The organism is Acidovorax sp. KPB24-03 (assembly GCF_057546605.1).
The window spans coordinates 23,456-47,763 of the sequence record NZ_BAAJYR010000002.1; the positions used below are offsets into that span (position 1 = coordinate 23,456).

At 62.5% G+C, this 24,308-nt stretch carries 20 protein-coding genes and 1 pseudogene; 12 read left to right on the forward strand and 9 right to left on the reverse strand.

Annotation, left to right across the window (positions count from 1 at the left end):
* Nucleotides 1-22: 22 nt before the first annotated feature.
* Nucleotides 23-1,447: a multidrug transporter subunit MdtD gene (gene mdtD / locus AC27KI_RS00745; RefSeq protein ID WP_487112177.1), complete on the forward strand. Its 1,425-nt coding sequence runs from the start codon at nt 23-25 to the stop codon at nt 1,445-1,447.
* 4 nt (nt 1,448-1,451) lie between these two features.
* On the opposite strand, the gene AC27KI_RS00750 is transcribed toward mdtD, so the two are convergent.
* Together AC27KI_RS00750 and AC27KI_RS00755 are read right to left on the reverse strand one after the other, a co-directional pair.
* Nucleotides 1,452-2,561, reverse strand: a complete 1,110-nt coding sequence (locus AC27KI_RS00750; RefSeq protein ID WP_487112179.1) for an anhydro-N-acetylmuramic acid kinase — start codon at nt 2,559-2,561, stop codon at nt 1,452-1,454.
* A gap of 22 nt (nt 2,562-2,583) precedes the next feature.
* The gene (locus AC27KI_RS00755) at nt 2,584-3,945 is read right to left on the reverse strand and encodes a M23 family metallopeptidase (RefSeq protein ID WP_284398334.1); all 1,362 of its coding nucleotides are present in this window, start codon (nt 3,943-3,945) and stop codon (nt 2,584-2,586) included.
* A 178-nt stretch (nt 3,946-4,123) separates the two neighbouring features.
* On the opposite strand from AC27KI_RS00755, the gene tyrS reads away from it, so the two are divergent.
* Complete coding sequence (tyrS, locus tag AC27KI_RS00760) at nt 4,124-5,359, forward strand: tyrosine--tRNA ligase (protein ID WP_284398336.1); 1,236 nt, start codon at nt 4,124-4,126, stop codon at nt 5,357-5,359.
* A gap of 23 nt (nt 5,360-5,382) precedes the next feature.
* Here tyrS and AC27KI_RS00765 read toward each other — a convergent pair whose 3' ends face one another.
* The gene (locus AC27KI_RS00765) at nt 5,383-6,375 is read right to left on the reverse strand and encodes a LysR substrate-binding domain-containing protein (RefSeq protein WP_272565107.1); all 993 of its coding nucleotides are present in this window, start codon (nt 6,373-6,375) and stop codon (nt 5,383-5,385) included.
* 118 nt (nt 6,376-6,493) lie between these two features.
* On the opposite strand from AC27KI_RS00765, the gene AC27KI_RS00770 reads away from it, so the two are divergent.
* The 6 genes and pseudogenes from AC27KI_RS00770 to AC27KI_RS00795 all read left to right on the forward strand — a co-directional run bounded on the left by AC27KI_RS00770 (nt 6,494) and on the right by AC27KI_RS00795 (nt 11,068).
* Complete coding sequence (locus AC27KI_RS00770; protein ID WP_487089656.1) at nt 6,494-7,021, forward strand: DUF2917 domain-containing protein; 528 nt, start codon at nt 6,494-6,496, stop codon at nt 7,019-7,021.
* Nucleotides 7,022-7,215: 194 nt separating this feature from the next.
* Nucleotides 7,216-7,515 carry a DUF2917 domain-containing protein gene (locus AC27KI_RS00775; RefSeq protein ID WP_284413753.1) on the forward strand — a complete coding sequence of 100 codons (300 nt, stop codon included), beginning with the start codon at nt 7,216-7,218 and terminating at the stop codon, nt 7,513-7,515.
* Nucleotides 7,516-7,804: 289 nt separating this feature from the next.
* Entirely contained in the window at nt 7,805-8,575 is a 771-nt protein-coding gene (locus AC27KI_RS00780; protein ID WP_284413751.1) for a Crp/Fnr family transcriptional regulator, read from the forward strand.
* Nucleotides 8,576-8,742: 167 nt separating this feature from the next.
* Nucleotides 8,743-10,179 carry a bifunctional UDP-N-acetylglucosamine diphosphorylase/glucosamine-1-phosphate N-acetyltransferase GlmU gene (gene glmU, locus AC27KI_RS00785; RefSeq protein ID WP_487089655.1) on the forward strand — a complete coding sequence of 479 codons (1,437 nt, stop codon included), beginning with the start codon at nt 8,743-8,745 and terminating at the stop codon, nt 10,177-10,179.
* Between the two features lie 3 nt (nt 10,180-10,182).
* Nucleotides 10,183-10,428 (forward strand): annotated as a pseudogene (locus tag AC27KI_RS00790) (sensor histidine kinase); the annotation flags it as partial.
* A 223-nt stretch (nt 10,429-10,651) separates the two neighbouring features.
* Nucleotides 10,652-11,068 (forward strand): sensor histidine kinase, encoded by a 417-nt coding sequence (locus AC27KI_RS00795; protein ID WP_487089654.1) that lies wholly within the window; start codon nt 10,652-10,654, stop codon nt 11,066-11,068.
* Between the two features lie 33 nt (nt 11,069-11,101).
* Here the strand turns inward: AC27KI_RS00795 and AC27KI_RS00800 are convergent, their stop codons facing one another.
* Nucleotides 11,102-11,614 carry an Lrp/AsnC family transcriptional regulator gene (locus AC27KI_RS00800; protein WP_487087471.1) on the reverse strand — a complete coding sequence of 171 codons (513 nt, stop codon included), beginning with the start codon at nt 11,612-11,614 and terminating at the stop codon, nt 11,102-11,104.
* 138 nt (nt 11,615-11,752) lie between these two features.
* Here AC27KI_RS00800 and glmS point away from each other — a divergent pair, with 138 nt between their 5' ends.
* Complete coding sequence (gene glmS / locus AC27KI_RS00805; RefSeq protein WP_284429767.1) at nt 11,753-13,675, forward strand: glutamine--fructose-6-phosphate transaminase (isomerizing); 1,923 nt, start codon at nt 11,753-11,755, stop codon at nt 13,673-13,675.
* A gap of 538 nt (nt 13,676-14,213) precedes the next feature.
* Here glmS and AC27KI_RS00810 read toward each other — a convergent pair.
* Both AC27KI_RS00810 and AC27KI_RS00815 read right to left on the reverse strand, forming a co-directional pair.
* Nucleotides 14,214-15,026: a hypothetical protein gene (locus AC27KI_RS00810; protein ID WP_487087473.1), complete on the reverse strand. Its 813-nt coding sequence runs from the start codon at nt 15,024-15,026 to the stop codon at nt 14,214-14,216.
* Nucleotides 15,016-16,749: an NACHT domain-containing protein gene (locus AC27KI_RS00815; RefSeq protein ID WP_487087578.1), complete on the reverse strand. Its 1,734-nt coding sequence runs from the start codon at nt 16,747-16,749 to the stop codon at nt 15,016-15,018. The genes AC27KI_RS00810 and AC27KI_RS00815 overlap by 11 nt, the downstream gene beginning before the upstream one ends.
* 394 nt (nt 16,750-17,143) lie before the next feature.
* Between AC27KI_RS00815 and AC27KI_RS00820 the strand changes: the two genes are divergently transcribed.
* The 3 genes from AC27KI_RS00820 (at nt 17,144) to AC27KI_RS00830 (ending at nt 20,684) form a co-directional block, all read left to right on the forward strand.
* Nucleotides 17,144-18,886 (forward strand): TnsD family Tn7-like transposition protein, encoded by a 1,743-nt coding sequence (locus tag AC27KI_RS00820; protein ID WP_487087475.1) that lies wholly within the window; start codon nt 17,144-17,146, stop codon nt 18,884-18,886.
* Nucleotides 18,887-18,952: 66 nt separating this feature from the next.
* Nucleotides 18,953-19,282, forward strand: a complete 330-nt coding sequence (locus tag AC27KI_RS00825; RefSeq protein WP_487087477.1) for a hypothetical protein — start codon at nt 18,953-18,955, stop codon at nt 19,280-19,282.
* 19 nt (nt 19,283-19,301) lie between these two features.
* Nucleotides 19,302-20,684 carry a TniQ family protein gene (locus AC27KI_RS00830; RefSeq protein ID WP_487087479.1) on the forward strand — a complete coding sequence of 461 codons (1,383 nt, stop codon included), beginning with the start codon at nt 19,302-19,304 and terminating at the stop codon, nt 20,682-20,684.
* Here the strand turns inward: AC27KI_RS00830 and AC27KI_RS00835 are convergent.
* Genes AC27KI_RS00835 through AC27KI_RS00845 form a run of 3 tightly spaced genes read right to left on the reverse strand, consistent with a single transcriptional unit; the run spans nt 20,654 to nt 24,197 of the window.
* Entirely contained in the window at nt 20,654-21,940 is a 1,287-nt protein-coding gene (locus tag AC27KI_RS00835) for an AAA family ATPase (protein WP_487087481.1), read from the reverse strand. The genes AC27KI_RS00830 and AC27KI_RS00835 overlap by 31 nt on opposite strands.
* Complete coding sequence (locus tag AC27KI_RS00840; protein ID WP_487112182.1) at nt 21,933-23,198, reverse strand: hypothetical protein; 1,266 nt, start codon at nt 23,196-23,198, stop codon at nt 21,933-21,935. The genes AC27KI_RS00835 and AC27KI_RS00840 overlap by 8 nt, the downstream gene beginning before the upstream one ends.
* Before the next feature lie 24 nt (nt 23,199-23,222).
* On the reverse strand, nt 23,223-24,197 hold the full coding sequence (locus AC27KI_RS00845; RefSeq protein ID WP_487087485.1) for a hypothetical protein: 975 nt from the start codon (nt 24,195-24,197) through the stop codon (nt 23,223-23,225).
* Nucleotides 24,198-24,308 lie beyond the last annotated feature (111 nt).

A 24,308-nucleotide genomic window follows, 5' to 3' on the forward strand; every position in this document is an offset into this window, starting at 1 on the left:
TTCCGCCGTTGATCGGAACGGCATGCAACAAGAGCGCTCCCTTCAAATCCTGCTATGGCTGGTGGCCGTCGGCTTTTTCATGCAGACGCTGGACGCCACCATCGTCAACACGGCCCTGCCCACCATGGCGCACAGCCTGGGGGAAAGTCCGCTGCGCATGCAATCGGTCGTGGTGGCGTATTCGCTGTCCATGGCGCTGCTGATCCCAGCATCGGGCTGGGTGGCCGACCGCTTCGGCGCACGGCGGGTGTATCTGAGCGCCATCGTGCTGTTCGTCGTGGGATCGGTGCTTTGCGCTGTGTCGAGCCGGCTGGACCAATTGGTGGCGGCGCGGGTGGTGCAGGGCCTGGGCGGAGCGCTGTTGCTGCCGGTGGGACGGCTGGTGGTGCTGCGCACCTTTCCGCGCGAGAAGTTTCTGCAGGCCATGAGCTTCGTGGCGATCCCCGGCCTCATCGGGCCGCTGATCGGCCCCACGCTGGGTGGCTGGCTGGTGGAGGTGGCATCGTGGCACTGGATCTTCCTGATCAATGTGCCGGTCGGCCTGATCGGGTGCCTGGCGACGCTGCGGTACATGCCGGCCGTGCCCGGCGCCCCGGTGGCCCGCTTCGACCTGGCGGGCTATCTCATGCTGGCCTTCGGCATGGCGGCGCTGTCTCTGGCGCTCGATGGACTGTCGAGCCTGGGGCTGCGGCAGGCGAGTGTGCTCGTGCTGCTGATTTTCGGGTTGGCGAGCCTGGTGGCGTACTGGCTGCATGCGGCACGCAAGCCGAACCCGCTGTTCTCGCCCCGGCTGTTCTCGGTGGCCACGCTGCGCATCGGGCTGCTGGGCAACCTGTTTTCGCGCCTGGGCAGCTCGTGCATGCCCTTCCTGATCCCCCTGATGCTGCAGGTGACGATGGGCTACACCCCCCTGCATGCCGGACTGATGATGCTGCCGGTGGCACTGGCCGGCATGTCGATGAAGCGTTTCACGACGCCATTGATCACGCGGTTCGGATACCGCCGTGTGCTGGTGGGCAACACGCTGATGGTGGGGATCACGATGGCGAGTTTTGCCCTCTCGACCCCCTCGCAGCCGCTGTGGTGGCACATCGTGCAGTTGGCGATCTTCGGGGCGGTGAATTCGCTGCAGTTCACGGCCATGAACACGGTCACGCTCAAGGACTTGAACCAGGGCATGGCCAGCAGCGGCAACAGCCTGCTGTCGATGGTGCAGATGGTGGCCATGGGCATGGGGGTGGCCGCCGCGGGCGGGGTGCTCTCGGCATTCACGGGCCACTTCGGGAGCGGGGGTGCGCAGCAGACGCTGTGGGCCTTCCAAGGCACCTTCGCCTGCATGGGGCTGGTGACCATCGCCTCGGCAGGCATCTTCTGGCAGTTGTCTCCACGCGACTCCGAACGCGGCGCGGCTGCGGACGACGTGCCCGACGTGCCGGAGCACGTCTGAGCCGTCAGGCGGGGTAGATTGCGCCCAGGATGCGCGGCCCCGCCGCGCCGGTGACGCTGGGGAGGTTGCCGCTTTGTCGCTCCACGGCTCGGTGGGCCAGCCATGCGAAGGCGGCGGCTTCCACCTGCAGGGCCGGCATGCCGTGCTCGTCGGAGGCCGATACGGCGACCCCGGGCAGAAGTGCCTGCAATCGGTGCATGAGGTGGCCGTTGAGGGCGCCGCCGCCGCACACGATCAGCGGGTTGCCGCCGTCGCCGAAACGGCGCACGCCATCGGCGCAGACGCTGGCCGTGAATTCGGTCAGGGTGGCCTGGACATCGGCCGGAGCGGCCGATGCGAACGCCGGCAGGTGCCCTTCCAGCCAAGCGGGGTTGAAAAGGTCACGCCCTGTACTTTTGGGTGGTGGCTGCGACAGATACGGCTCGGACCGCAACGCACCGAGCAGCGCGGGCAGGACCTGCCCGCTGGAAGCCCAGGCCCCGTCGCGGTCGAACGGCTGGCCCGTATGCTGCTGGCACCAGTGGTCCATCAGTGCGTTGCCTGGCCCGCAATCGAATCCCAGCACCGCACCCTGCGAACCCAGCACGCTGAGGTTGGAGATGCCGCCGATGTTCAACACGCAGACTGTCCGGCCGGACTGGCTGAACATCCCCTGGTGAAACGCCGGTACCAGCGGCGCACCCTGGCCGCCCGCCGCCACGTCGCGGCTGCGGAAGTCGGCCACCACGTCGATGCCCGTCGATTCGGCCAGCAAGGCGGCATTGCCCAGTTGCAGCGTGTATCCGGTGCCGTCGAAGGCCTGGGGGCGATGGCGCACCGTCTGCCCGTGGGCGCCGATGGCGCGAACGGCGGAGGGTGGCAGGCCGGCCTGGTTCAAAAGCGTGTGCACCACGCCGGCATAGGCGCGCGCCAATGCGTTTCCGGCCAGCGCAGCGCGGTGCAGTTCGTCGGCACCGGGTGTGTTGAGCGCGAGCAGTTCTGCTCTTAAGTCAGGAGCAAAAGGCGCGCATGCATATTGCGCGACCTTGCATTTTTGCTCGGAGAAATCTGCCAGCACCCCATCGACTCCGTCGAGCGAGGTGCCCGACATGAGTCCGATGTACAACGCTGGCATGGGGCCGGAACGCGCAACGCGCTTACTGGGCGCTGGCTTGCTGCACCTGGGCGGCGGCCGACAACTGGATGCGCATGTTCGATGCCAGGCGGTTGAAGGCGGCGCGCGAGGCGCTGGACACCGGCGTGGCAGCTTCGCTCTGCTGGGCGATCACCATGGGGTCCTGGTGCTGGCCATCCACGCGGAATTCGAAGTGCAGGTGGGGGCCGGTGGCCCATCCCGTCGCGCCGACGGCGCCGATGGTCTGTCCCTGCTCCACGCTCTGGCCCTTGCGCACGTCGATGCGGCTCAGGTGGGCATACACGGTGACGTGCTGGTTGCGGTGCTTGACGTAAATGACATTGCCATAGCCGTTCTGCACCCCGGCGAAATCGACCGTGCCATCGCCCACGGTGCGCACGGCCGTGCCGGTGGGCGCTGCGAAGTCGGTGCCCAGGTGGGCGCGCCATTTTTGCAGGATGGGATGAAAGCGCATCTTGAAGCCGCTCGAGATGCGCGAGAACTCCACCGGCGAGGTGAGGTAGGCGCGGCGCATGCTCTCGCCGTCCAGCGTGTAGTAGGCGCCCTTGGAGGCGGGCGTGTCCTGGAACCAGACGGCGTCGTGCGTCTTGCCGTTGTTGTGGAACTCCGCGCTCAGCACGCGGCCGCTGCGCAGCGGCTCGCCATCGGCTTCGAGCGTTTCGTAGACCACCGAGAATCGGTCGTCCTTGCGCAGGGCGCGGTGGAAATCGATGTTGCTGGCGAACACTTCGGCGATCTGCGTCGCCACGGCATCGGGAATGTTGGAAGCGTCGGTCGCGGCGAACAGCGAGCTGCGGATGATGCCGCCGGCCAGCCGCGTGCCCACGGTGAGCGGCGCCGTCTCGACGCGCGAGGTGAATTCGTTGCCCTTGCGCTGCACGACCAGCCGGCGGAAATTGCCGCTGTCGTCCTGGACCCAGCGCGCTGTGAGGCTGATGAGGCGGTGATCGTCCGTGGTTTCTGCCGATACGGACCGGCCCGAGCGGCCCAGCAGGGTCTGGCGCACCTGGCCGTCGCTGCGAAGGAAGGCGGCGGCCGCCGGGTCCGCCACACCCAGGCGCTGCAGGATGGCCTCGGCGGTGTCGCTGCTGCGGGTCTGGTCCGAGCGGTAGAGGGAATAGTTGGGAATGTCCACCAGCGCTGGCAGGGACTGGTCGCTGGCCAGCGAATCCACCGCGTATTCGACCGTGCTGCGGGGCAGGTCGGCGGGGTCCGGCGCGAAGGAGGCGACGGCGAAAGCGCCGCCGCCGCCCGTCAGCAACAGCGTTGCGATGGCGGCGGTGATGCGTTTGGGATGGGTCTGGGCGATGCGCGATAGCCGGTCCAGCAGTGCGAGGCTGGCGGATGTCAAGCCATTGTTCAAAGTGTCTTACCCCAGGGTGAGGTGCGTTCGGGCCGGGTGGGGGCGGAACGCACAAGCTTGGTCAGGCTGCAGCCATTCGGTGCAAGGGTCCGAACCGGCAGGACCACTAGAATCCGCCACTGCAAATGTGGGCCGGAGTATAACGACGAGCGCCCCGGAAACCCCCAAAAAAACCCTTATGAATCAATCTGCTGTTACAACATTCCCAATCACCGATGGTGTAGGACGGGCGCTTGAGGTATCGCTCCGGGGCGCTGACGAATTGCTGCCCCGCGACGAATGGACGAAGAAGCTGGCACGCTCCGAGGCGACCGGCGTGCCGCTGCGCATCAAGCTGGGGCTGGATCCGACGGCGCCGGACATCCACATCGGCCACACCGTGGTGCTCAACAAGATGCGCCAGCTGCAGGACCTGGGGCACCAGGTGATCTTCCTGATCGGCGACTTCACCAGCCTGATCGGCGACCCCTCCGGCCGCAACAGCACCCGGCCGCCCCTCACCCCCGAGCAGATCAAGGCCAATGCCGAGACCTACTACCGCCAGGCCAGCATGGTGCTGGACCCGGCCAAAACGGAGATCCGCTACAACAGCGAATGGAGCGAGCCGCTGGGCGCGACCGGCATGATCCAGCTCGCCGCCAAGTACACGGTCGCGCGCATGATGGAGCGCGACGATTTCCACAAGCGCTTTTCGACCGGGCAGTCGATCAGCGTGCACGAATTCCTCTACCCGCTCATGCAGGGCTACGACTCGGTGGCACTGAAGAGCGACCTGGAACTGGGCGGTACCGACCAGAAGTTCAACCTGCTGATGGGTCGCCATCTCCAGCAGGAGTACGGCCAGGAGCCGCAGTGCGTGCTCACCATGCCGCTGCTGGTGGGTCTGGACGGCGTCGACAAGATGTCGAAATCCAAGAACAACTACATCGGCATTGCGGAAGACGCCAACACCATGTTCGCCAAGGTGCTGTCCATCTCCGACACGCTGATGTGGGACTGGTACACGCTGCTGTCGTTCAAGTCCCTCGCCGAGATCGCCGCGCTCAAGGCCGAGGTGGAGGCAGGCCGCAACCCCAAGGACGCCAAGGTGATGCTCGCCAAGGAGATCACCGCGCGCTTTCACAGCGCGGCGGCCGCCGATGCGGCCGAGGCGGACTTCATTAACCGCAGCAAGGGCGGGGTGCCCGACGAGATTCCCGAGGTGGCCCTGGCCGGGGCGCCGCTGGGCATTGGCGCGTTGCTGCGCCAGGCCAATCTGGCGCCTTCCGGCAGCGAGGCCAGCCGCCTGATCGATGGTGGTGGCGTGCGTGTGGACGGCGGTGTCGTCAGCGACAAGGGGCTCAAGCTGGAAGCGGGCACTTACGTGCTCCAGGTGGGCAAGCGCAAGTTCGCGCGGGTCACGCTCAGCGCCTGAACGCGGCACGCGCCGCACGCGCGTCAGTCCAGGTTGTCGCTCAGGTCGGGGTCAGGCACGTCGCCGATGGCCTCGCGCGTGGCCTGTGCCTGTAGGGTGAGCCAGGCGCAGAACGCCCGGATTTCCGGCCGCTGCCCGCTGCGCGGCCCCACGAGCAGCCAGTACGCCAGCGGTGAATCGAGCCGGTAGCCCGGCAGCACTTCCACCAGATCGCCCGACGCCAGCGCGTCGGCGATGAGCGGCATGCGCGCCAGGGCTAGGCCCTGGCCGGTGAGCGTGGCCTGCACGATCTGATGGGCGTAGTTGAAGTACAGCCAGCGCTTGGGCTGCAGCTTTTCCTGCCCGTTGAGCTCGAACCAGCGGCGCCAGGTGAGCCATTCGAGGTGCATGGTGCGGTGCGCATCGCCCGCTTCGATGAGCGTGAAGCGCGCCACGTCCGCGGGCCCGCGGATGGGCGGATTGCTCTTGATGAGCCAGGGGCTCGCCACCACGGCCAGCTGCTCGCCGAACAGGCGCTGCGAGCCGCTCATGTTGGCGCTGGGCAGGCTGTAGCGCAGGGCCAGGTCCACGTCGGCGGTTTCCAGGTCCACGGCCACATCGCTCGCGTCGATGCGGATGTCGATGTCGGGGTTTTCGCGCTGGAACTCTTCCATGCGGGGAATGAGCCACATCGAGGCGAAGCTGGCCCAGGTGGTGATGGCCACGCTTTTGCGGCCCGCGGTCTGCCGCACCAGCCGCACGCAGGCATCCATGCGTTCAAGAGCCGGGGCGACGGCCCGCTGCAGCTGCGCGCCGGCGCTGGTCAGCTCCACCGCCCGGGTGTGGCGCAGAAACAGCGGCACGCCCACTTCTTCTTCCAGCGCCTGGATCTGGCGGCTGACCGCCGACTGGGTGAGCGACAGCTCTTCCGCGGCCGCCCGGAAGTTCAGGTGGCGGGCCACCGCGAGAAAGGCGCGCCAGTGACCGACCGCCACTGGCCGGGTGCGCAAGTGGGTGATGGGGGCAGGCAGATTCATGGCTGGGATTGATGAGGCTTGGGAATCAAATTATCTCCGGCTTTTCATTGGACCGGATGGGGGTGGTGAGCCGAATATCCAGTCCTGTCAACACCGAAATTCATGCAAGGAGCGCGCCATGTCAAACCCTTCCGTTCTGGAATCGCAACAATCCCGGGTGGGCGCTGCGTCGGCCCGGACCATGGCGGGTTGCTGGATTTTGCCCCCACGCCGCGCCTTGGGTTTGTATCCCACCCAGCGGTCGCGGCTGCGCATCGAGCGCGGCGGTGTCTGGCTCACGGTGACAGGCGGCAAGGGCGCATTGCCCGGCGACTGGTTCCTCGGCGAAGGCGATGAGCAGGTGCTCGAGCCCGGGGTCCATGCCGTCATCGAGCCATGGCACGGCGGTCGGGCCGCGCTTTCGGGTGGCGTGCTGGCCGAAGGCGTGCAATTTCGCTGGGATCCGGTCGCCCTGCCAGTGGCGGCGGTGCAGTCCGAGGCCTGGTCGCGGGGCGTCGTCGCGCCTTGGGCGGACTTGGTGGGGGCTTTGCGCGGGGCGGCGTGGGCTGGGGCCCGGCTGGTGAAAGGGCTGCTGCAGTGGGCGGGAGCAGGCCGTTGGGCGCCGACGACTGCACCTCGGACCTGCATTGATGCGCAATGCGAATAGATCAGAGAGGTCTTTTGCATTGATGTGGTTCCGGCATGAATCGCCTGGGGCGTTTTCATTGGACGGTGCCACATTGCCAGACGCATGATAGGCACATTGCTAGGGTTTTCCAGGAGAAAGAAATGACCGCTTCAAATGTTCTGAATTTTCAACAATCCGCTGTCTTGCCTCGCGGAGAGGCGAAAGACATTTGCATGCTGGCCATCGGCAATGCCCACAGCCTGCGCCCCCGTGTGCCGATGGCCCTGCGCGTGATGTCCGGCCATGCCTGGGTCACGCTCGACGACGGCCCGAACGGTGAACGCGACGTGGCGGCCGGCGACGTCTTTCTCAATGCCGGCCAGACCTTGTGGGTGGCGGCCGGCCAGCACGCCGTCATCGAGCCCCTGGGCCGCGATGCCGTGCAGTACCGCTTCAGCGCTTCTGCGGTGGTGCGCCATGCGGACAGTGCCTTGAAGGCCCGCTCCACGCAAGGCGAGGCCTGCTGCGCCTGAAGTCTTTCTTGCTGCCGCCCCCCCCCCCAGGGAATCGCAGCGAGGCGGCAAGAAACTGGCGCGGTGGCGCTGAAGGCGGGCCGGAAGCTGTCAAAGCTCCCGGCCCGTTTGACATTTCAGGGCCGGTCGGCAGGCTGATGAAAGACCTCCCAGCGGGGGAGAAAGTCAATCGGCGCTGGTGCGCTGGCGCAAGGTCTGTGGCGTGCCGTGCACAGTGTCAAAAGACATAGGGAGGAGTACCCTGGTGTGCCTAGAATCGCCGCCCACCAGTTCTCACCGATTCGCCTTTATGAGCGTGGACTTTGCTTCTGAATCCCTGGCGCACGCCATTCCGCGCCATTGCGATGCCTGCCGGTTGCGCAACACCCCTTCCGCTTTCACTCCGGTATCGCCGCAGGAGCTGCAGTTCATCGACCAGTTCCGCTGCGGCACCGCCACCGTGGCGGCTGGGGGCACGCTGATCCGCGAGCACCAACCCAACGGCAAGCTCTACACGCTCTACACCGGTTGGGCATTCCGCTACAAGACGCTGTCGGATGGGCGGCGCCAGATCCTCAACTTCCTGCTGCCGGGCGACCTGGTGGGGCTGCAGCAGGAGTTCGGCGACACCGCGATGCACGGCGTGGAGGCCGTCACCCCTTGCGCGTTCTGCGTGTTCCCGGCCGACGGGCTGTGGTCGCTGTTTCGCGACCATGGCCGGCTGGGCTACGACGTGACCTGGCTCGCGGCGCGCGGCGAAGGCATGGTGGACGACAACCTGCTCACCACCGGCCGTCGCAATGCCACCGAGCGCGTGGCCATGCTGCTCATGCACTTGTACCGCCGGCTCGACCGCCTGGGACTGTCCGAGAACGGCACCGTCGAATTCCCCATCACCCAGCAACACATCGCCGACTCGCTCGGGCTGTCGCTCGTGCACACCAACAAGACGCTGCGGCGCCTGGCGCAACTGGGTCTGCACGAGATCGCCGATGGGCGGCTGCGCATCATCAATCCGCGCGCGCTGGCCCGCATCGCCGAGTATTACGACGCCATCCCCCGGCCGGTGCCCCTGCTCTAGGATTTGGGTGAAATCGGCCTCCAGTGCAATAAGTACTAGGGCATATTGCTATTAATTTTGTAGCAATCTTAAAACCCCTGGCGGGCGCGGCAGGGCGCCGATAATCGGCGGATTCCCCTGGGACGCCGGTCGCCGTGCCGCGCGGCCGCAACCGAACGGACCCTTTCATGACAGCACTGGACATCATCATCATGGCGGCGGGCAAAGGCACGCGCATGAAAAGCCGCACCCCCAAGGTCCTGCAGCGCCTGGCGGGGCGCCCGCTGCTGCGCCATGTGCTGGACCAGGCGGCCAGCCTGCGGGCCCGGCGTGTGGTGGTCATCACTGGCCATGGCGCGGAGCAGGTGGAGGCCGCCGTCGCCGGCGGTCCGGGGGGCGATTCCGGCGCCGGTTTCGAATTGAAGTTCGCCCGCCAGGAGCCGCAGCTCGGCACCGGCCATGCCGTGCAGCAGGCGATGCCCGCGCTGGCGGGTGACGGCACCGTGGTCGTGCTGTCGGGCGACGTGCCCCTGACCCAGGCCGCCACCTTGCATGCGCTGGTGGAAGCCTCGGCGCGGGAGCGGCTCGCGCTGCTGACCGTGACGCTGCCCGACCCGGCCGGCTACGGCCGCATCGTGCGCGATGCCGCCGGTGCGGTGCAGGGCATCGTGGAGCACAAGGACGCGAGCGAGGCCCAGCGCGCCATCACCGAGGTGTACAGCGGCATCATGGCCGTGCCGGCGCAACGGCTGGCCGGCTGGCTCGCCCGGCTGCGCAACGACAACGCCCAGGGCGAGTACTACCTGACCGACATCGTCGCCATGGCCGTGGCCGATGGGGTGCCGGTGGTGGCCCATCGCATCACCGACGCATTGCAGGTGGCGGGCGTGAACAGCCCACTGCAATTGGCGGAGCTGGAGCGCGCGCACCAGGCCCGCCAGGCCGCGGCGCTGATGGAGCAGGGCGTGCGCCTGGCCGACCCGGCGCGCTTCGATCTGCGCGACGATGCCCGCCTCGGGGTCCCGGGCCGGCTGGTCTGCGGGCAGGACGTGGAGATCGACGTGAACTGCGTCTTCACCGGCCACGTGGAGCTGGGCGAGGGCGTGCAGATCGGTGCGCATTGCTGCATCGCCAATGCCACCATCGCGGCGGGCGCGGTGGTCCATCCCTACACCCACATCGACGGCGAGAAAGCCGGCGTGCAGGTCGGCCCGGGCGCCCTCATCGGACCTTTCGCCCGCCTGCGCCCGGGTGCCCAACTGGGCCGGGAGGTGCACATCGGCAACTTCGTCGAAGTGAAGAACTCCACGCTGGCCGATGGCGCCAAGGCCAACCACCTGGCCTATCTGGGCGATGCCACGGTGGGCGAGCGCGTGAACTACGGCGCGGGCAGCATCACGGCCAATTACGACGGGGCCAACAAGTTCCGCACCGTCATCGAGGCCGACGTGCACATCGGCAGCAACAGCGTGCTGGTGGCGCCCGTCACCATCGGTGCCGGGGGCACGGTCGCCGGCGGCTCCACCATCACGAAGGACGCCCCGCCGGGCGCCTTGAGCGTGGCGCGCGGCCGGCAGGTGACCATCGAAAACTGGAAACGGCCCGCCAAGCTGCCCAAGGCCTGAGCCATGGACGGGCTCGGCGATCTGCCCGGCGACGAACGGGGTCAACAAGCGCAGGCCGATGAAGTGGCGCGCCTGCGGGCGGAACTGGACGCGGCGCGGCAGGAGCAGGAGGCGTTCCTGCGGGCCGTGTCGCACGACCTGCGTGCGCCCGTGCGCCACATCCTCGCCTACGGCCGGCTGGTGCGGGAGACCGTCGCACAGAGCAATGCCGATCCCGAGGCGTTGCAGTTTCTGGACACCATCGCACAGGCAGGCCAGCAACTCGGCAGCATGATCGACGGGCTGATCCAGCTGGGGCGCATCGGCTCAGCCCCTGCCACGCCGGGCCCGGTCGCGCTGGGCCCGGTGCTGCAGAGCGCGATGGCTGCGGCGCGGACGGCCGCCGCTGCGGCACCTGCGCTGAAAAAAAAGCGCGGCCGCGAAGGAGCCCGCCTCTTCCGGGGAGGGTGTGGCCAGCGCCTGGATCGACACCGTGCATTGGGATCTGCCCGCGGCCGAGGCCTGCCCCGTGCTGTGGGCGGACGCGGGCTGGCTGCAGGAGGTGCTGGTGGCCTTGTTGGACAACGCCCTCAAGTTCTCGCGCGGTGCCCAGCCGCCACGCATCGCCGTGCAGGTGCGGCCGGCACCCGGCAATCGGGTGGACATCACGGTGCAGGACAACGGCGCCGGCTTTCCTGCCGCGCAGGCGGGGCAGTTGTTCCAGGTGTTCCAGCGGCTGCATCCGGCGAGCCAGTTCGAGGGCCTGGGCCTGGGGCTCGCGCGGTGCCGGCGCCTGGTGGCGCGCATGGGCGGCACCATTGGCATCAGTGCGGCGCCCCACCAAGGCTGCACCGTGTGCCTGCAATTGCCGGCCGCGGGGTCGGCTGGGCCGGACGCCGCTGCCAGCTGAGCGCGGCGATGGCCGCCGCGCCCGTCCGGCGGCTCATGGCGTGCGGGGGGGCGGGCTCTCCGGACGCACGCACGGCAGCTTCGGCTCGAATTTGCTGCGCTTGAGGCTGAAGAAGGCCTTCACGTTGCGCACGTTGCCGTCGCTGGAAAACAGGCGCTGGGCCAGGGTCAGATAGCCCGGGATGTCCTGCGCGTAGATCACCAGGATGAAATCGGGCCCCGGCGAGACGCGGTAGCACTGCTGCACCGCGGTTTCCGGCTGCATGCGCTGCTCGAAGGCTGCCAGGCGTTCGGTGTCCTGCCGGTCCAGCGTCACTTCCACGATCGCGGTGATGCCGTGGCCCAGGTGCCGTGCCAGGGCATCGGGCTGGACCAGGGCCACCTCCCGCTCGATCAGGCCCGCCTCGCGCAGGCGCTTGACCCGGCGAAGGCAGGTGGGAGGCGACACGCGAACCGCTGCGGCCAGGTCCTGATTGCTGGCCGTGGCATCGTCTTGCAGGGCGTTCAGCAGTTGAAGGTCTGTGTCGTCGAGAAATAATAATTCCATGGATTTAATTTTATGGAATTAAATTTCAATGGTTGTTCTGCGGGAAATTTAATTCCAAATATTGTTTGTATAATTTATACATATTTCTTGACGCCCTGCCTACCATCGCCCATCCACATTCCTTTCAGGAGATCGTCCATGTGCGGCATCGTCGGCGCGGTATCCACGCGCAACATCGTCCCCATCCTCGTGCAGGGCCTGCAGCGCCTGGAGTACCGCGGCTACGACTCCTGCGGCGTGGCCATCCACGATGCCAGCCTGGGCGCCTCCCGCACGGGCGGCCTGCGCCGCGCCCGCAGCACGGCCCGCGTGGCCGAGTTGCTCGAGCAGGTGAACGCCGAGCAGGTCGAGGGGGCCACCGGCATCGCCCACACCCGCTGGGCCACGCACGGCGCCCCCGCGGTGCACAACGCCCATCCGCACTTCAGCCACGGCACGGGCACGGGCGATCCCACGGCGGATGAGCCGCTGCGCCTGGGCCGCGTGGCGCTGGTGCACAACGGCATCATCGAAAACCACGAAGAGCTGCGCGCCGCCCTGCAGGCACGTGGCTACACCTTCACCAGCCAGACGGACACCGAAGTCATCGCCCACCTGGTGGACAGCCACTACAGCGGCGACCTGTTCCAGGCCGTTCAGGCCGCCGTCACCCAGTTGCATGGCGCTTATGCCATCGCCGTCATCCACAAGGACGAACCCCACCGCGTGGTGGGTGCACGCGCCGGCTCGCCGCTCATCCTGGGCGTGGGGGAGGGCGAGCATTTCTTGGCCAGCGATGCCATGGCGCTCGCTGGGGTGACTGACCAGATCGTGTACCTGGAAGAGGGCGACTTGGTGGACCTGCAACTGGGCCGCTACTGGATCGTGGGCAAGGGCGGGCAGCCGCTGGAGGCCCATCGGCGCCCGGTGCGCACCGTGCAGGCGCACAGCGGCGCCGCCGAGCTGGGCCCCTACCGACACTACATGCAAAAGGAGATTTTCGAGCAGCCCCGCGCCATTGCCGACACGCTGGAGGGCGTGCGCGGCATCGTGCCCGAGCTGTTCGACGGTGCGCCCGGCCCGGACGGCGAGCCCGGCGCCGCCGCCTGGCGCGTGTTCAAGGAGATCGACTCCGTGCTCATCCTGGCCTGCGGCACCAGCTACTACAGCGGCTGCGCGGCCAAGTACTGGCTGGAGTCCATCGCCGGCATTCCCACCCAGGTGGAAGTGGCCAGCGAGTACCGCTATCGCACCAGCGTGCCGAACCCGCGCGCGCTGGTCGTCACCATCAGCCAGTCGGGGGAAACGGCCGACACGCTGGCCGCGCTGCGCCACGCGCAAAGCCTGGGCATGCTGCACACGCTCACCATCTGCAACGTGTCCACCAGCGCCATGGTGCGCGAATGCAAGCTGGCCTACATCACGCGTGCGGGCGTCGAGATCGGCGTGGCCTCGACCAAGGCCTTCACGACCCAGCTGGCGGGGCTGTTCCTGCTCACCCTTGCCATCGCGCAGTCGCGCGGCCGCCTGACCGACGACCAGGAGGCCGAGCACCTGAAAGCCATGCGCCACCTGCCCGTCGCGCTGCAGGCCGTGCTGGCGCTGGAGCCGCAGATCATCAGCTGGGCCGAGGACTTCGCGCGCATGGAAAACGCGCTCTTCCTGGGGCGCGGGCTGCACTACCCCATTGCGCTCGAAGGCGCCTTGAAGCTCAAGGAAATCAGCTACATCCATGCCGAGGCCTACCCGGCAGGGGAACTCAAGCACGGCCCCCTGGCCCTGGTGACCAGCGCCATGCCGATCGTGACCGTCGCGCCCAACGACACGCTGCTGGAAAAGCTCAAGAGCAACATGCAGGAAGTGCGCGCGCGCGGAGGCGTGCTGTATGTGCTGGCCGATGGCGACACACGGATCGAAAGCGGCGAGGGCCTGCACGTGATTCGCATGCCCGAGCATTACGGCCCGCTGTCGCCGCTGCTGCATGTGGTGCCACTGCAATTGCTCGCGTACCACACGGCTTGTGCCAGGGGGACGGATGTGGACAAGCCCCGCAATCTGGCCAAGAGCGTGACGGTGGAGTGAGTGCCTGCGGCGGCCGACACGCGTATTCTGGGTAATTAAAGTCGTAAACACGCAAATAAAGTCGTAAACAAGCCTCCAGCATTCATGCGGGTTTGAGGGGCGGCCATTTGTAACCGTAAAGTCGTAAACTCGAACTCGACGGGTAAAGACGACCTAGAAATACGAAGCAAACCGCAGCCCTGTTTGGGCTTGTTGCTATATAAAAAAAGAGCGCTCAGTTTGAGCGCTCTTTTTTCTTTGGTTTTTTCTAGAAGTTCTTGCAGTCCGAGCAGCCCCTAAACGCTCCAATGACTGCAAGAGGCTGGGAGCGGCCGTTGACCCATTCCGCTACGAACGGCCGCTTCGCCCAAGAGCAGACACCAGGGAAGCTGTCAGGCATCAATGCAAAGCCGCCCTCAATTAAAGGCAGGATCATTTCTCAAGCGGATGCCTAGAATTGGCGGTCGCAGAGACCGCGAGCTAAACGCCGCTATTTCGCTGCATCTGTTGGACAAGGCAAATCCTGCAAGGCGTCATGACCCGGCTATGGCAGCTGCAGCTATCGGGCACGCAAGTTCCGTGAGCGAACGTCGACGAGCACTATGGGAAAACGCTCATGTCTTGCACGCAGGTAGGAGCCATGATCTTTAACAAGGCCCTCGTCGACATACCTAAATATCTGACGGGCCGGAACGTCATGTATCACGCCGAGCCCCATGGGGGCGTCGTTCAGGGTGATCGGATTGACTGGCGCGGCCCCAATTCGGGGGGCTTTGCTCTTGCCCTGCAGTTGCAAGGCACACAAGCGCTCCAATGTGTCGAACCCGCAGCTGACCGTCATGTCTGTATGCGCATGCTTGGCGGCAGCTTTCTCGAGTGTGGCCATCCACTCTGAGGAAAAGTCAGCTTCAGCCTTGTCAATAAGTAGGTTTCCTTTGGCGGTATCGGTCCGCGCCATACGGAGGCAGCGCTCGATCACTGCACCAACAATCTGGGCACGTAACTGATCCTGACCACCCTCGGCTTCGTTGCAGTCCGCCAGTAGGGAAAGGGCTGCGACTGCGGCCGCGCCGACATTGCCCTGTTTGAGGAGACTCGCCATGATGGTGTTTAGGCGCGCAGGCTCTAGCGCCCCAGTTGTGCGTTTCCGAGTAGCGTGGTGCAGGATGATTGCGCTCCACGCATCCACGGCAGTGACATCTCCAGACAACGTGTGTGTAGTGATCTGGTGGCTGATTTCCTCGAACGAAGCAAAGAAATCAAGGTAGCCCAAGGCGATGGGGCCCGCAGCACCTTGCAACGTCGTGTACCAGTCCAGGATGAACCCCTGATCCGGTGCCAAGCGTAGAAAGGCGGCCACATCATCGGTCAAGCTGTTGGAATAGTCGGCATGTGCCGCTGGCGAAGGCTTTACCAAACGCATGCGTTCTGCGACCAAAAAATTCCTGGAAGGACCGGTGCGCGAAGAAAAGCACGCCGGACTCTTTCTCCTCCGTCAAGGTCGAGACGATGTACTCATTGCGTTTTCCCTCCTGATCAGCGCTGTTGCCGTTGGGCAGGTCATGGAAAAGGAAGTCCGGCAGTTCGCGCCGGTAGAAGCTGCCCTGCGTGCCGTCAGGCTTACGCCAAGCCCACCAAGCGAGTTCGCGCTGGAACTGCAGGCGGGCCTCTAAGGCGATGGGCCTGCGCGCGGCCTTCTGCACCGTGTCGCGCTGGACCATATTGCTGATGAAATGCTCATACAAGCGGTGCGCATTGAACCCTCGCAGATCGAAGTTGGGATCAGCAGCTGCATCCGCGACGAGTTGCACATGGACGGGACGGCGTAGCAGATCCTCAGGCACCTGCGCAAAAATCTCTTCGCGACGCCTCTCGATGAAGTTCGATTGGTAGCAATAGCGCTTGCTTTCTTCGTGCTTGATTTGGTTGACCTGCAGGCTGGATGTCAGAAGCCGGGAGGTCTCTTCTGCGTTGAAGAAAGCCATCTTCCACTCATGCCAAGAGGGATAGTCCGCGCTTGCGACGAGTTGACCGCCAACCTTGGTCATGCCGCGAAAGACCATATCTCGCTCATCGGAAGGCAGCGCATTGGGCCTTCCCAACAGCAACACCTTTGCTTTGCCCACTAACAGCTTGTTGAATTCGCGGAAGTTGTTGAGAAAGTCCGCAGCTGTCATGGCGTGCTTCATCTCGTCGAATCCATCCAGGATGATGAACAGACGGCCTTGCTTGTTCAGGTACTCCAAGGTCGCATACTGGTATCCCGCGCAAGGAAAACGTGAGGTGAACTCCTTGCCAAAAAGTCCCTCGAGCTGGGTCTCATGCACCACCTCACCTAATCGCAGAAGGATGGGCATGCGGGCGGTAGGGTCGGCCAAGTGCAGATTGGCACAGTGAGCGGCAAGGCGCTTGGCAAAGCTGGACTTGCCCTGGCCATATCCACCCAGGATCGCCCGACTTGGCCCTTCATCGCTTCGTAGCCAGTTCTCGACGATCTGGATGGCTGGTTCTGTGAAGCCCTCTAGTCGCGCTTCGACATATTCGGTCAGATCAGTGGGTCGCAGCGCAGCCAGATGCGTAATGTAGGGCTTGATGCCGAAGACTGACTCGGCCAGCTGGTCGTAGGTCAGGTGCGAAGCGCCACGCCAGTCATCGATGAGTTCCTGTGCGTCTGTGGAGACTCCGCTGCGACTGACGATCAGGATTCGGTTGATCCGTCCCTTGTCGAGCATGACCTGGTACTGCGGATATATCTGGGAGGACACATAGCTCTTGTCTAGACGACTGCTGTAGTCCTTACATTCCACGGCCCAGATCTCGGTCTTTCCGAAGTCTTCGCGTGTGAAGCGGATGTCCACCTTGGTGCCGGACTCGCGGACTTCCACTCGCAAGTTGGGATACTTAGTCCTAAGCAGATCGCACACGAGGTCCCTGAATCGATCACCACGTTCGGTTGTGCTGGGCAGCTTTCTTTGATTCGCTTCAGGTGGAGGCGTGCTGGCAAGAGAAGAGCAGGGATGGGCGTCGCTTCCACGACGTAGGCACCACGGCAGTGCCAATTGCTTTCTAATACAAAAAACATCTCCCGAACGCATTCCGCAGAAATGTCGACGGCGCGCGTCCAGTTTCCTCAGTTTCAACGCACTGTCTACGCATCTTGGCAGCACCTCTGACTGTCTGGAGTTGGCATATCGCTGCCGCACGACTGCTCCGGTTGGCCGATAGCATTCGCTGGAGGCTGTGTGAAAACTCCGTTCGGCCCTGTTTTCATGGGACCTCGACCCCTTGGCCCATTCGAGAAAATGCAACCTGAGCCCATCTGAGAGTTAGAGCTTCGGAGTGATGCCCATCGCATCGAGTTTTCACACAGCCTCGCTGCATTGCAGACATCGATCAGGTCCTTCAGCCTAGGTGACCAGCAGCGGTGAGGCGCACTCCACCAAAGCAAGACACCTTGCACAGCGTCCTCCTTCGGCATAGCCTACCGCGATGCCAGAAACGGACAAACTCTTTCCCGAGTACCAGCTCCTGTCCTGGCTGCCTGGCGAGACATTCTTCAGTCTGGTTAGCCGTCATCACCAGCTTTGGGGGCATGTCACATCTGTGCAAACCTGCCAACTGATGTTCGGCAGCGCACGTGCTGGTGTCCACCATGATCTACCCAACAGTCTTGGTGCCTTCGCGCAGCGCACGAATGCATTGCTTGGTGAGGTCGATTCCATTGCGAGAGAGCGGACACTGCTCAATTTCTACGCGGCCTTCGCCCCCCCAGACGAGACTGCAAACGCTGTAGCATGTATGTCCGGTGCCAGTGTGGCCCATCTGAAGCTGCGGCTGGGCATCCTCACAAGCCGATTTCGCGCCAACCATCCCCTCAAGGCCTGCCCGCAATGTATGGAGCAAGACCTCCGCGAGACTGGATGGGCTTATTGGCATTTGAAGCACCAGTTCCCGGGCGTGTGGATGTGTACGGCACACCAGCAGCCGTTGCTTCAATCAGCCCTTAAAGCCAATGGAGTCGAGCGCTTCCAATGGCTCCTGCCGCGCTTGGCTGACTTGCATTCTGCAAGCGCGAAGTCCCCTGAAATAGCTTCGTGCTCTTTGTTGTTGAGCCTCGCGGAGCTCATTGAGCATCTTGTTCAATCAGGAGCATTCGAGCCACTGCTGTTGAGAGATCTGTACGAGGTCTACCGCGAAGAATTTCGGGCGCGTGGATGGGTTGCTGGTGCCGCAAGCTTGCGCACTGGACAGATCGCGACAGCCTTCCTCAACTACTGCGAGCCACTCAGGTGCATTCCGGAGTTTGCGTCGCTTGCCCAAGACGAGGAAGGGATGGCGACGCAATTGGGTCGATTGCTAAGGCCACCTCGCTCTGGAACACATCCACTCAGGCACCTGCTCCTCATCCATTGGCTGTTCTGCACCGCACTGCGGTTCGATCTCGCAATGAAATCCAAGGGTGTTCACTCCCAATCAACCGTCCTAAACACGGTGCTGCCCGGATTCCCCGTCATTGACCCGCGAATGGCCCACCTGCATCGTCTCATTCAGGAAGAGGGGCAATCGGTGCGCAAGGCAGCGAGCCTTGTTGGTGTTGACCCGCAAACAGCGCTCATTTGGGCTGCAAAGGCAGGGATAGCGATTTCACGTCGACCAAAGAAGCTATCGACGGATGTGCGTGCTAAAGCCATCCGGGAGCTACGCAAGGGGGTTGACAAAGAACAAGTGGCATCTCGAGCCAGAGTCTCTGTTGGGACGATCACCCGTTTACTACTCAGTGATGCAAAGCTGCATGCAGAATGGTCTGAAGCGCGAAGCGAAAAAGCGAGGGCCCATGCTCGAAATCTTTGGCTTGAACTGTTGCAGTCCTCAGGACATCTCGGGGTCAAGTGGATTCGCACAATGGACCCACGCACCTATGCGTGGCTCTATCGAAACGACCGTGCCTGGTTGAACTCGAACAAACCGGACCCACTTCCGGAATCCCAGCGCTCAAGGCCGCCCTCAGTGGATTGGGTAGCCCGAGATGAGCATCTATGCATCCTGGTTCGTGAAGCAGCGTTGCACCTGATGGAGGATCAGGGCGTCTCGCGCATACACCTCTGGCAGTTGTTCCAGCAAATACCTGACCTGCGGGCGAAGCAGGCCCAACTGCCCCGACTGCCGCGCACTCTTGAAGCCATCAAAGCAGCTCTGAGTGCCCATCTTCCGTCCCACGATCTCTTTCGCTGAGACCCATCCATTGTCGATTTAGCTTCGTACTTGATATGCATATATGCATCAGTGTATGCTTAATGCATGATCGAATCGGAAATCCGTGCACGCGCAGCAAATGCTCGTCGTATTTGCTCGGTCCATGGAATAGCCCAAGCGGACATCGCCGCCCACGTAGGGGCCAGTCAATCTCAAGTGAGCCGCATCCTCAAAGGAGAGGGCGTCAGAGCCTCACGTCTGTTTGAAGAGGTTTGCCTTTTTGTTGAGCGCTTCGAGAGTGGTGTCAGCGCCGATAGCGTTCGCAGCAATCGCGAGTTGATCGAGGCCCTTCAGGCCACTTGGGACGGGTCTGCGTCGCATGCAAAGGCACTGGCTGCCGTGATTCGATCCCTGGCGATTCTCAAACCCGCTTGATCTGATACGGAGACAGCTGATGAACATGCTTGTGCAGCCAGCGCCATTGCCAGAAGAGATGGACCGAGGCTACTTGGGGCGGATCATGCGGATCAATGGGTACCGCACTCCGAAGGACGCGGTGGAGGCGATGGCTGCGCATTTTGGTGAGGAAGGGCGGTCACGCCGCGACCTCACAACGCACGAGCTTCTCAGCAGGATGGCGGGAATGACTACCGAGCACTTCGCGCAGCGTCACACGACCCTGCCGTTGCGCAGAGGGATTACCTCCTATCTTCCAAAGCTTGTGCATGGATGTAGTGAACGCACAAGCCTGCTGTATGTCAGTGGCACACTGCGAAAGTATCCGGCGGCCTTCTTCTGCGAGGAATGCGTGCGAGCCGATATTCAGTTTCATGGGACCGCTTATTGGCGCAGAGACTTGCAAACTCCAGGTCAGCTGTGGTGTTCCAAACACTCGAAGCCACTGAGCTTCGTTGCCGGAAAAGATCCTTTCCTTGACTCCCCTGCAGCCTATGTCGGGAAATCAGAGCAAATACCCCAAGAGTGGGTAACGCCTGCAGTCAAAAATGCTCATGTGGATCGGTTTTTAGAACTTGCCGCCGGTCTCTATGATCGTCCGGTTCCTCTCGATGTTGCCCTCATCGCTCCACTTCTTCGCGATACGGGGAGTGCGCAGGGGTTCAAACCTAACGCTTGTTCGAATCAAGGGACACTGATCAGTGATCGAATCAAAGAGCTGTTTCCAGAGCAGTGGCTTGGTACCGTATTTCACGAAGTGATTGCAAAAGATCCAGGTACCTATCTCCACCAAGTGGATGGAACCCTCTACCTGCGCAAATCAGCCTCGTCTGTGATCGCCTACCTGCTCGTGCTGTCTGTCTTGTTTGAGAGCGCAGACCAAGCCTTACACGCCTTGGTTGAAGCCTGCAATGGGCAAGTAGCGCCGTCATGGCGGCCACGGTTAGCGAAACCGAGTGTTCCAGGAGTAGATGATTTGCTGGCGCAGTACGTCGCAGCGAAGGGAGTTCATTCAGCAGTCGCGCAGCTGCTTGAGTTACCGCTTCATACGGTACGAAAGGCTCTGTGTGATCTTGGTTTACCCAGCCTACCTGAGTGGGATGAGACGGCTGATGTTGGGCCTGTCGCAGCGTTGAAAGCGTACTACCTGGACAAGCTACCCTACACGTCCTGCTTGAAGATAGCGGGTGTGACTGAGGCTCGTTTTGATGCACTGATGCGCCAATGTAGTCCAAAAATGGCAATAGCCCTTGGGCGGATGAGTCTGAAGACAAGCATCCGGCCAAGGGCGCGCCAAGCGAAAGGTCGCCTCCCCGTCAGACTGGAGCAAGGGGCTGTGCTGGCAACCCCTCAGTTCCGCGAAATGTTGCTCCAGAACTGAGCCCAAAAGCTGTGGTCCTGCGGAGAAAGGTCTTCGTACATTGACAGCCGTCCTGGGTCATTGCTGTGAAGCGCAGCAACGGCCTGAGCCACTGGTGCCAGATAGGTATCTGCAGCCACCTTGAAGTCATCGAGACGAAGATCGTCATCATTGCGCTCGAACGCCACGCGGTGAGCGGCAATCCAAAGTGCGATGATCAAGCGCTGTACCCCGGCGGTTTTTTCAAGTATCAGGTCACCCAATTCTTCAGTGATAGCTACTGGGCGAGCGACGTACTGGTAGTGTCCGAGTCTTGGCAGAAAGTGCTGACGGAACGCCGCATCATGATCTGCCCAGAAATGCTTGAAGGCGTGGTACCCCGAGGTGACGATGCGTTCTGTGTTGCTCAGGCGCCTGGTCAGTGCACCAAACCCGTCTGGAGTACCCGAAACTAGCAGCGGTATCTGCCATTCGTTCAACGCCGTCAGAATCCACTTGAGGGAATGATCATCAATGATGCGCAGCTCTGGCGGAGGTTCACCGAGCTTTCTTTTGCTTCTGGACTTGAGCGTAGAAAGCTTGAACAGATTCTGAATCTCGTCCAGGTGCAGAAGGCCAAGAAAATGACTGGAGGCGACTTGCCGCCACTCGTCCAGCATTTGTGGCCCGTTGCGCCATTCACCAGCCAATGTCTTGTCAAAGCGGGTGCTGCCTGTGGCCTTCTTAAATGCGGTCATCAGCGCCGCTGCTAGATCGGTGGCTTTGCCCCCCGCAGGAACATCCAGCGAGAGCCAAACCACCTGCTGCAAGCCGTTGACCATCCGGAAAAATGAAGTGTGCTGGATAGTTTGAGGGAATGTAGAGAGGCATCTGCGAATCGCTTGTGTCTTGCCTGAGCCGGAAACACCCACAACCGCTGCACCATAGGTTGGCGCCGTCACAGGCGGCCTGAAGCGGGCCTCCTCGCCGCTGATCATGCTCCATGTACTAGATGACGAAGGTTGCAGGTGGTGGTAGTTCTGACAGATCATCATGTCCATCGTTTCGTACAACTGCAGCTCTTCCAAACTGGGTACATGCAGATCGCGAACACTCATCAGCATGTGTAGGCGGACGTGGCGCGGAATAGAGGCAATGTCTTTGGGTGGACGAGCTGGAAACTCCACCAATGCTTTGAGTGCGTCGGGCCGTGAGCGTATAAGTCCAAGCTGGGCGATGAGTGAATTTCCTGCGTAAGGGTCGCGCACTGCGACGGTTTCGGGTGCGTGCTTAGTCATGCATGGCCTCCGCATCCATTGCTTGGACCAAGTCGCCCATCATCGCGTCATAGTTGGATTTGGACTCCGAGCGTGTCTTTGCCGTTCCGCGGACTTCACCCACCATCAGTTGACCAGCAAACTCATTTTCGATTGCACGAGCTTCACGGATTGTGGGAGTGAGCCCCCGCGCGCGTTGACGTGCAGCGCGTGTCTCCTCAATGGCTTGCTTGCGGATAGACTCCATGCGGTAGTAGCCAAGCACCGCTTCCTGCACTCGTTGGTGTTCAACGTCGGCAGCCTTGAGTTTTTGGAACGCAAATGCGTCAACCATCTCGTCATGGGTGAGCGCGGGATCGGCCCGGGAATGGTCGGAGATTGTGAGGTCGATCAGGCCATTTCCGCTTTCGTACGGAGTCCAGATGCGTGAAACTGAGCCTGGGTAGTACTGGGCCGGGATTTCCCAGCTGCCCCGGACTGATCGTGCGCGAGTTGTCCATTGCTCAGTTTCTACGATTGGCGCACTATAGCGATTCGCGTGAAAGACGACACCGTTCCGAGTGACGCGTGCATCGCCCGTGGGAAGCAGCTGCGTGATCAATTCCGCTTGCGACTGTGCGCGAGAGAAGCCAATCCCCATGGCATGCCCCCAACGCCACAGCCCTGCTGGGCTAGGGAACACACCTTGCGCGATCATGTGTGCATCCAAGCGATTGCTTCGGTCTGCAGTCAAGTTGTAGATGTAGAAGCACTCGTGGAGAAACTGCATGTACCGACGGACGGACATGGTCGCTGCCGCTGGGTTAGATCGGCGCAAGTCGTACTCTTTGCGCCGGGCATCCATCGCACCTGGAATGAAGTGGTACTGCACGTTCTTCATGATGCGGTGCATGACCTCCACCACGCCTTTCAGATCGGGGCGGAAGGGCGCGGTGTAGCTGAGAGTGGTGAGCAATTTCATGCCCGTGGCCTTTGCCCGCTTGGACAGATACTCACCTCGATCGCAGAGTAGCCTTGCAGGCATGGTAGGGGCCGGAAACAGAGACTGGCGCATGTCGTATTCCCACAGATCGCTTAGCAGGTTGGACGATGCGACTGTGTTGAAAATGGCGACTTGTGCAGTGTCCCAACTGGGCCCTGTGAGACAGACATAGAAGCCCACGACAGCCGTGGAGAAAACGTCTACGATGACATACACGATCGGGCGTCCGATGATCCAGTTGGGATTGATCGAAGATCGCAAGTACACATCCCCGATGGTGGAGTCGATGGCGTACATCAGTCCTGGCCCCTCGGCACCTTCCTAGCTGTAGCCCGACAAGCCGCGGAGCGCGCGTTCGAAATGACCGCTGCTGGTCTTTTCGCGAATGCGTTCGATCTCTTCTACATCCTCGGTTAGCACCCGTTTGACCTGCTTTTTGTTGGGGTACTGGCCAACCTTCAAGTCAATCGCGACGATGTCTCCATTGTCCTCATACCGCATAGCAGTAGTGAAATGGCTGGCGATGATGCGCTTGTAGCGCTCTGGCATTGACGGCTTGGGTTTCGCAATTCCGTTGTCGGCCAGCATGATTTTTGCACGCCAGACAGTGTTCATTCCCGGTTGAACTGGTTCCCCCCAGCAACCGAAAAGCAGCTTTGACAGTCGCTGCGAAAAAGTCTTTCTCCCGGCCTTCTTTCTCGTGCCGCTGGCCGAAAGATCGCGCCGTTTTCCAGGCGCGCCGCACTTGTCCCAGCGAGTGCGGAGGCTGGCTTTTGTGAGTCCGAATGTGCAAAGAACGGACCAAAGCTTGTACACAAGCGATCGACTGACCTTGTGTGTTGAAGATGCATTCCTGACCAGCCCGGCTAAGCTCCCGTGGACTAGGATGGATTCCTTGAGTTTCTCGTTGTCAAGAAATGCCTCCATAACCCGACAACGCGTGTCGAAGGCATTTTGCGCGCTTGGTTGAACGATGTCCTGGTAATAGTGCCCCGGAAGTTCCAGACTGAGCTCGATTACCTCATGGGCTTCGATCAGGTCCAGGAGATCTCTGCGGGAAACTTTGTATAGGGTGCCCACGAGAGCCATTTGTGGGGTGCGCCGTTTGCGCTTTAAGTCTCGGTCTTCAATGCGGGGCCGACCGCCGCGAATCTTGACCCGTGGAGCCTCTTGTTTGATGAGTACGCAAAAAGTGGTGTCGGCGATGGCATCATCGACAATGATCCGAAAAATTCCTTCCGGGAGGCCAATATTGGCTTTGGGCAACTTGAACAATTGGTTGTGCATCAAATGCATGCTGACCTCCGTGCCAAGATGGGATTGAAAGAAGTGAACTCCTCCCCGGAGATCAACGCTATGGGTTGATGCGGCCTCCAGCCTCGGCGCAAATCCACGGGGAGAAAACCG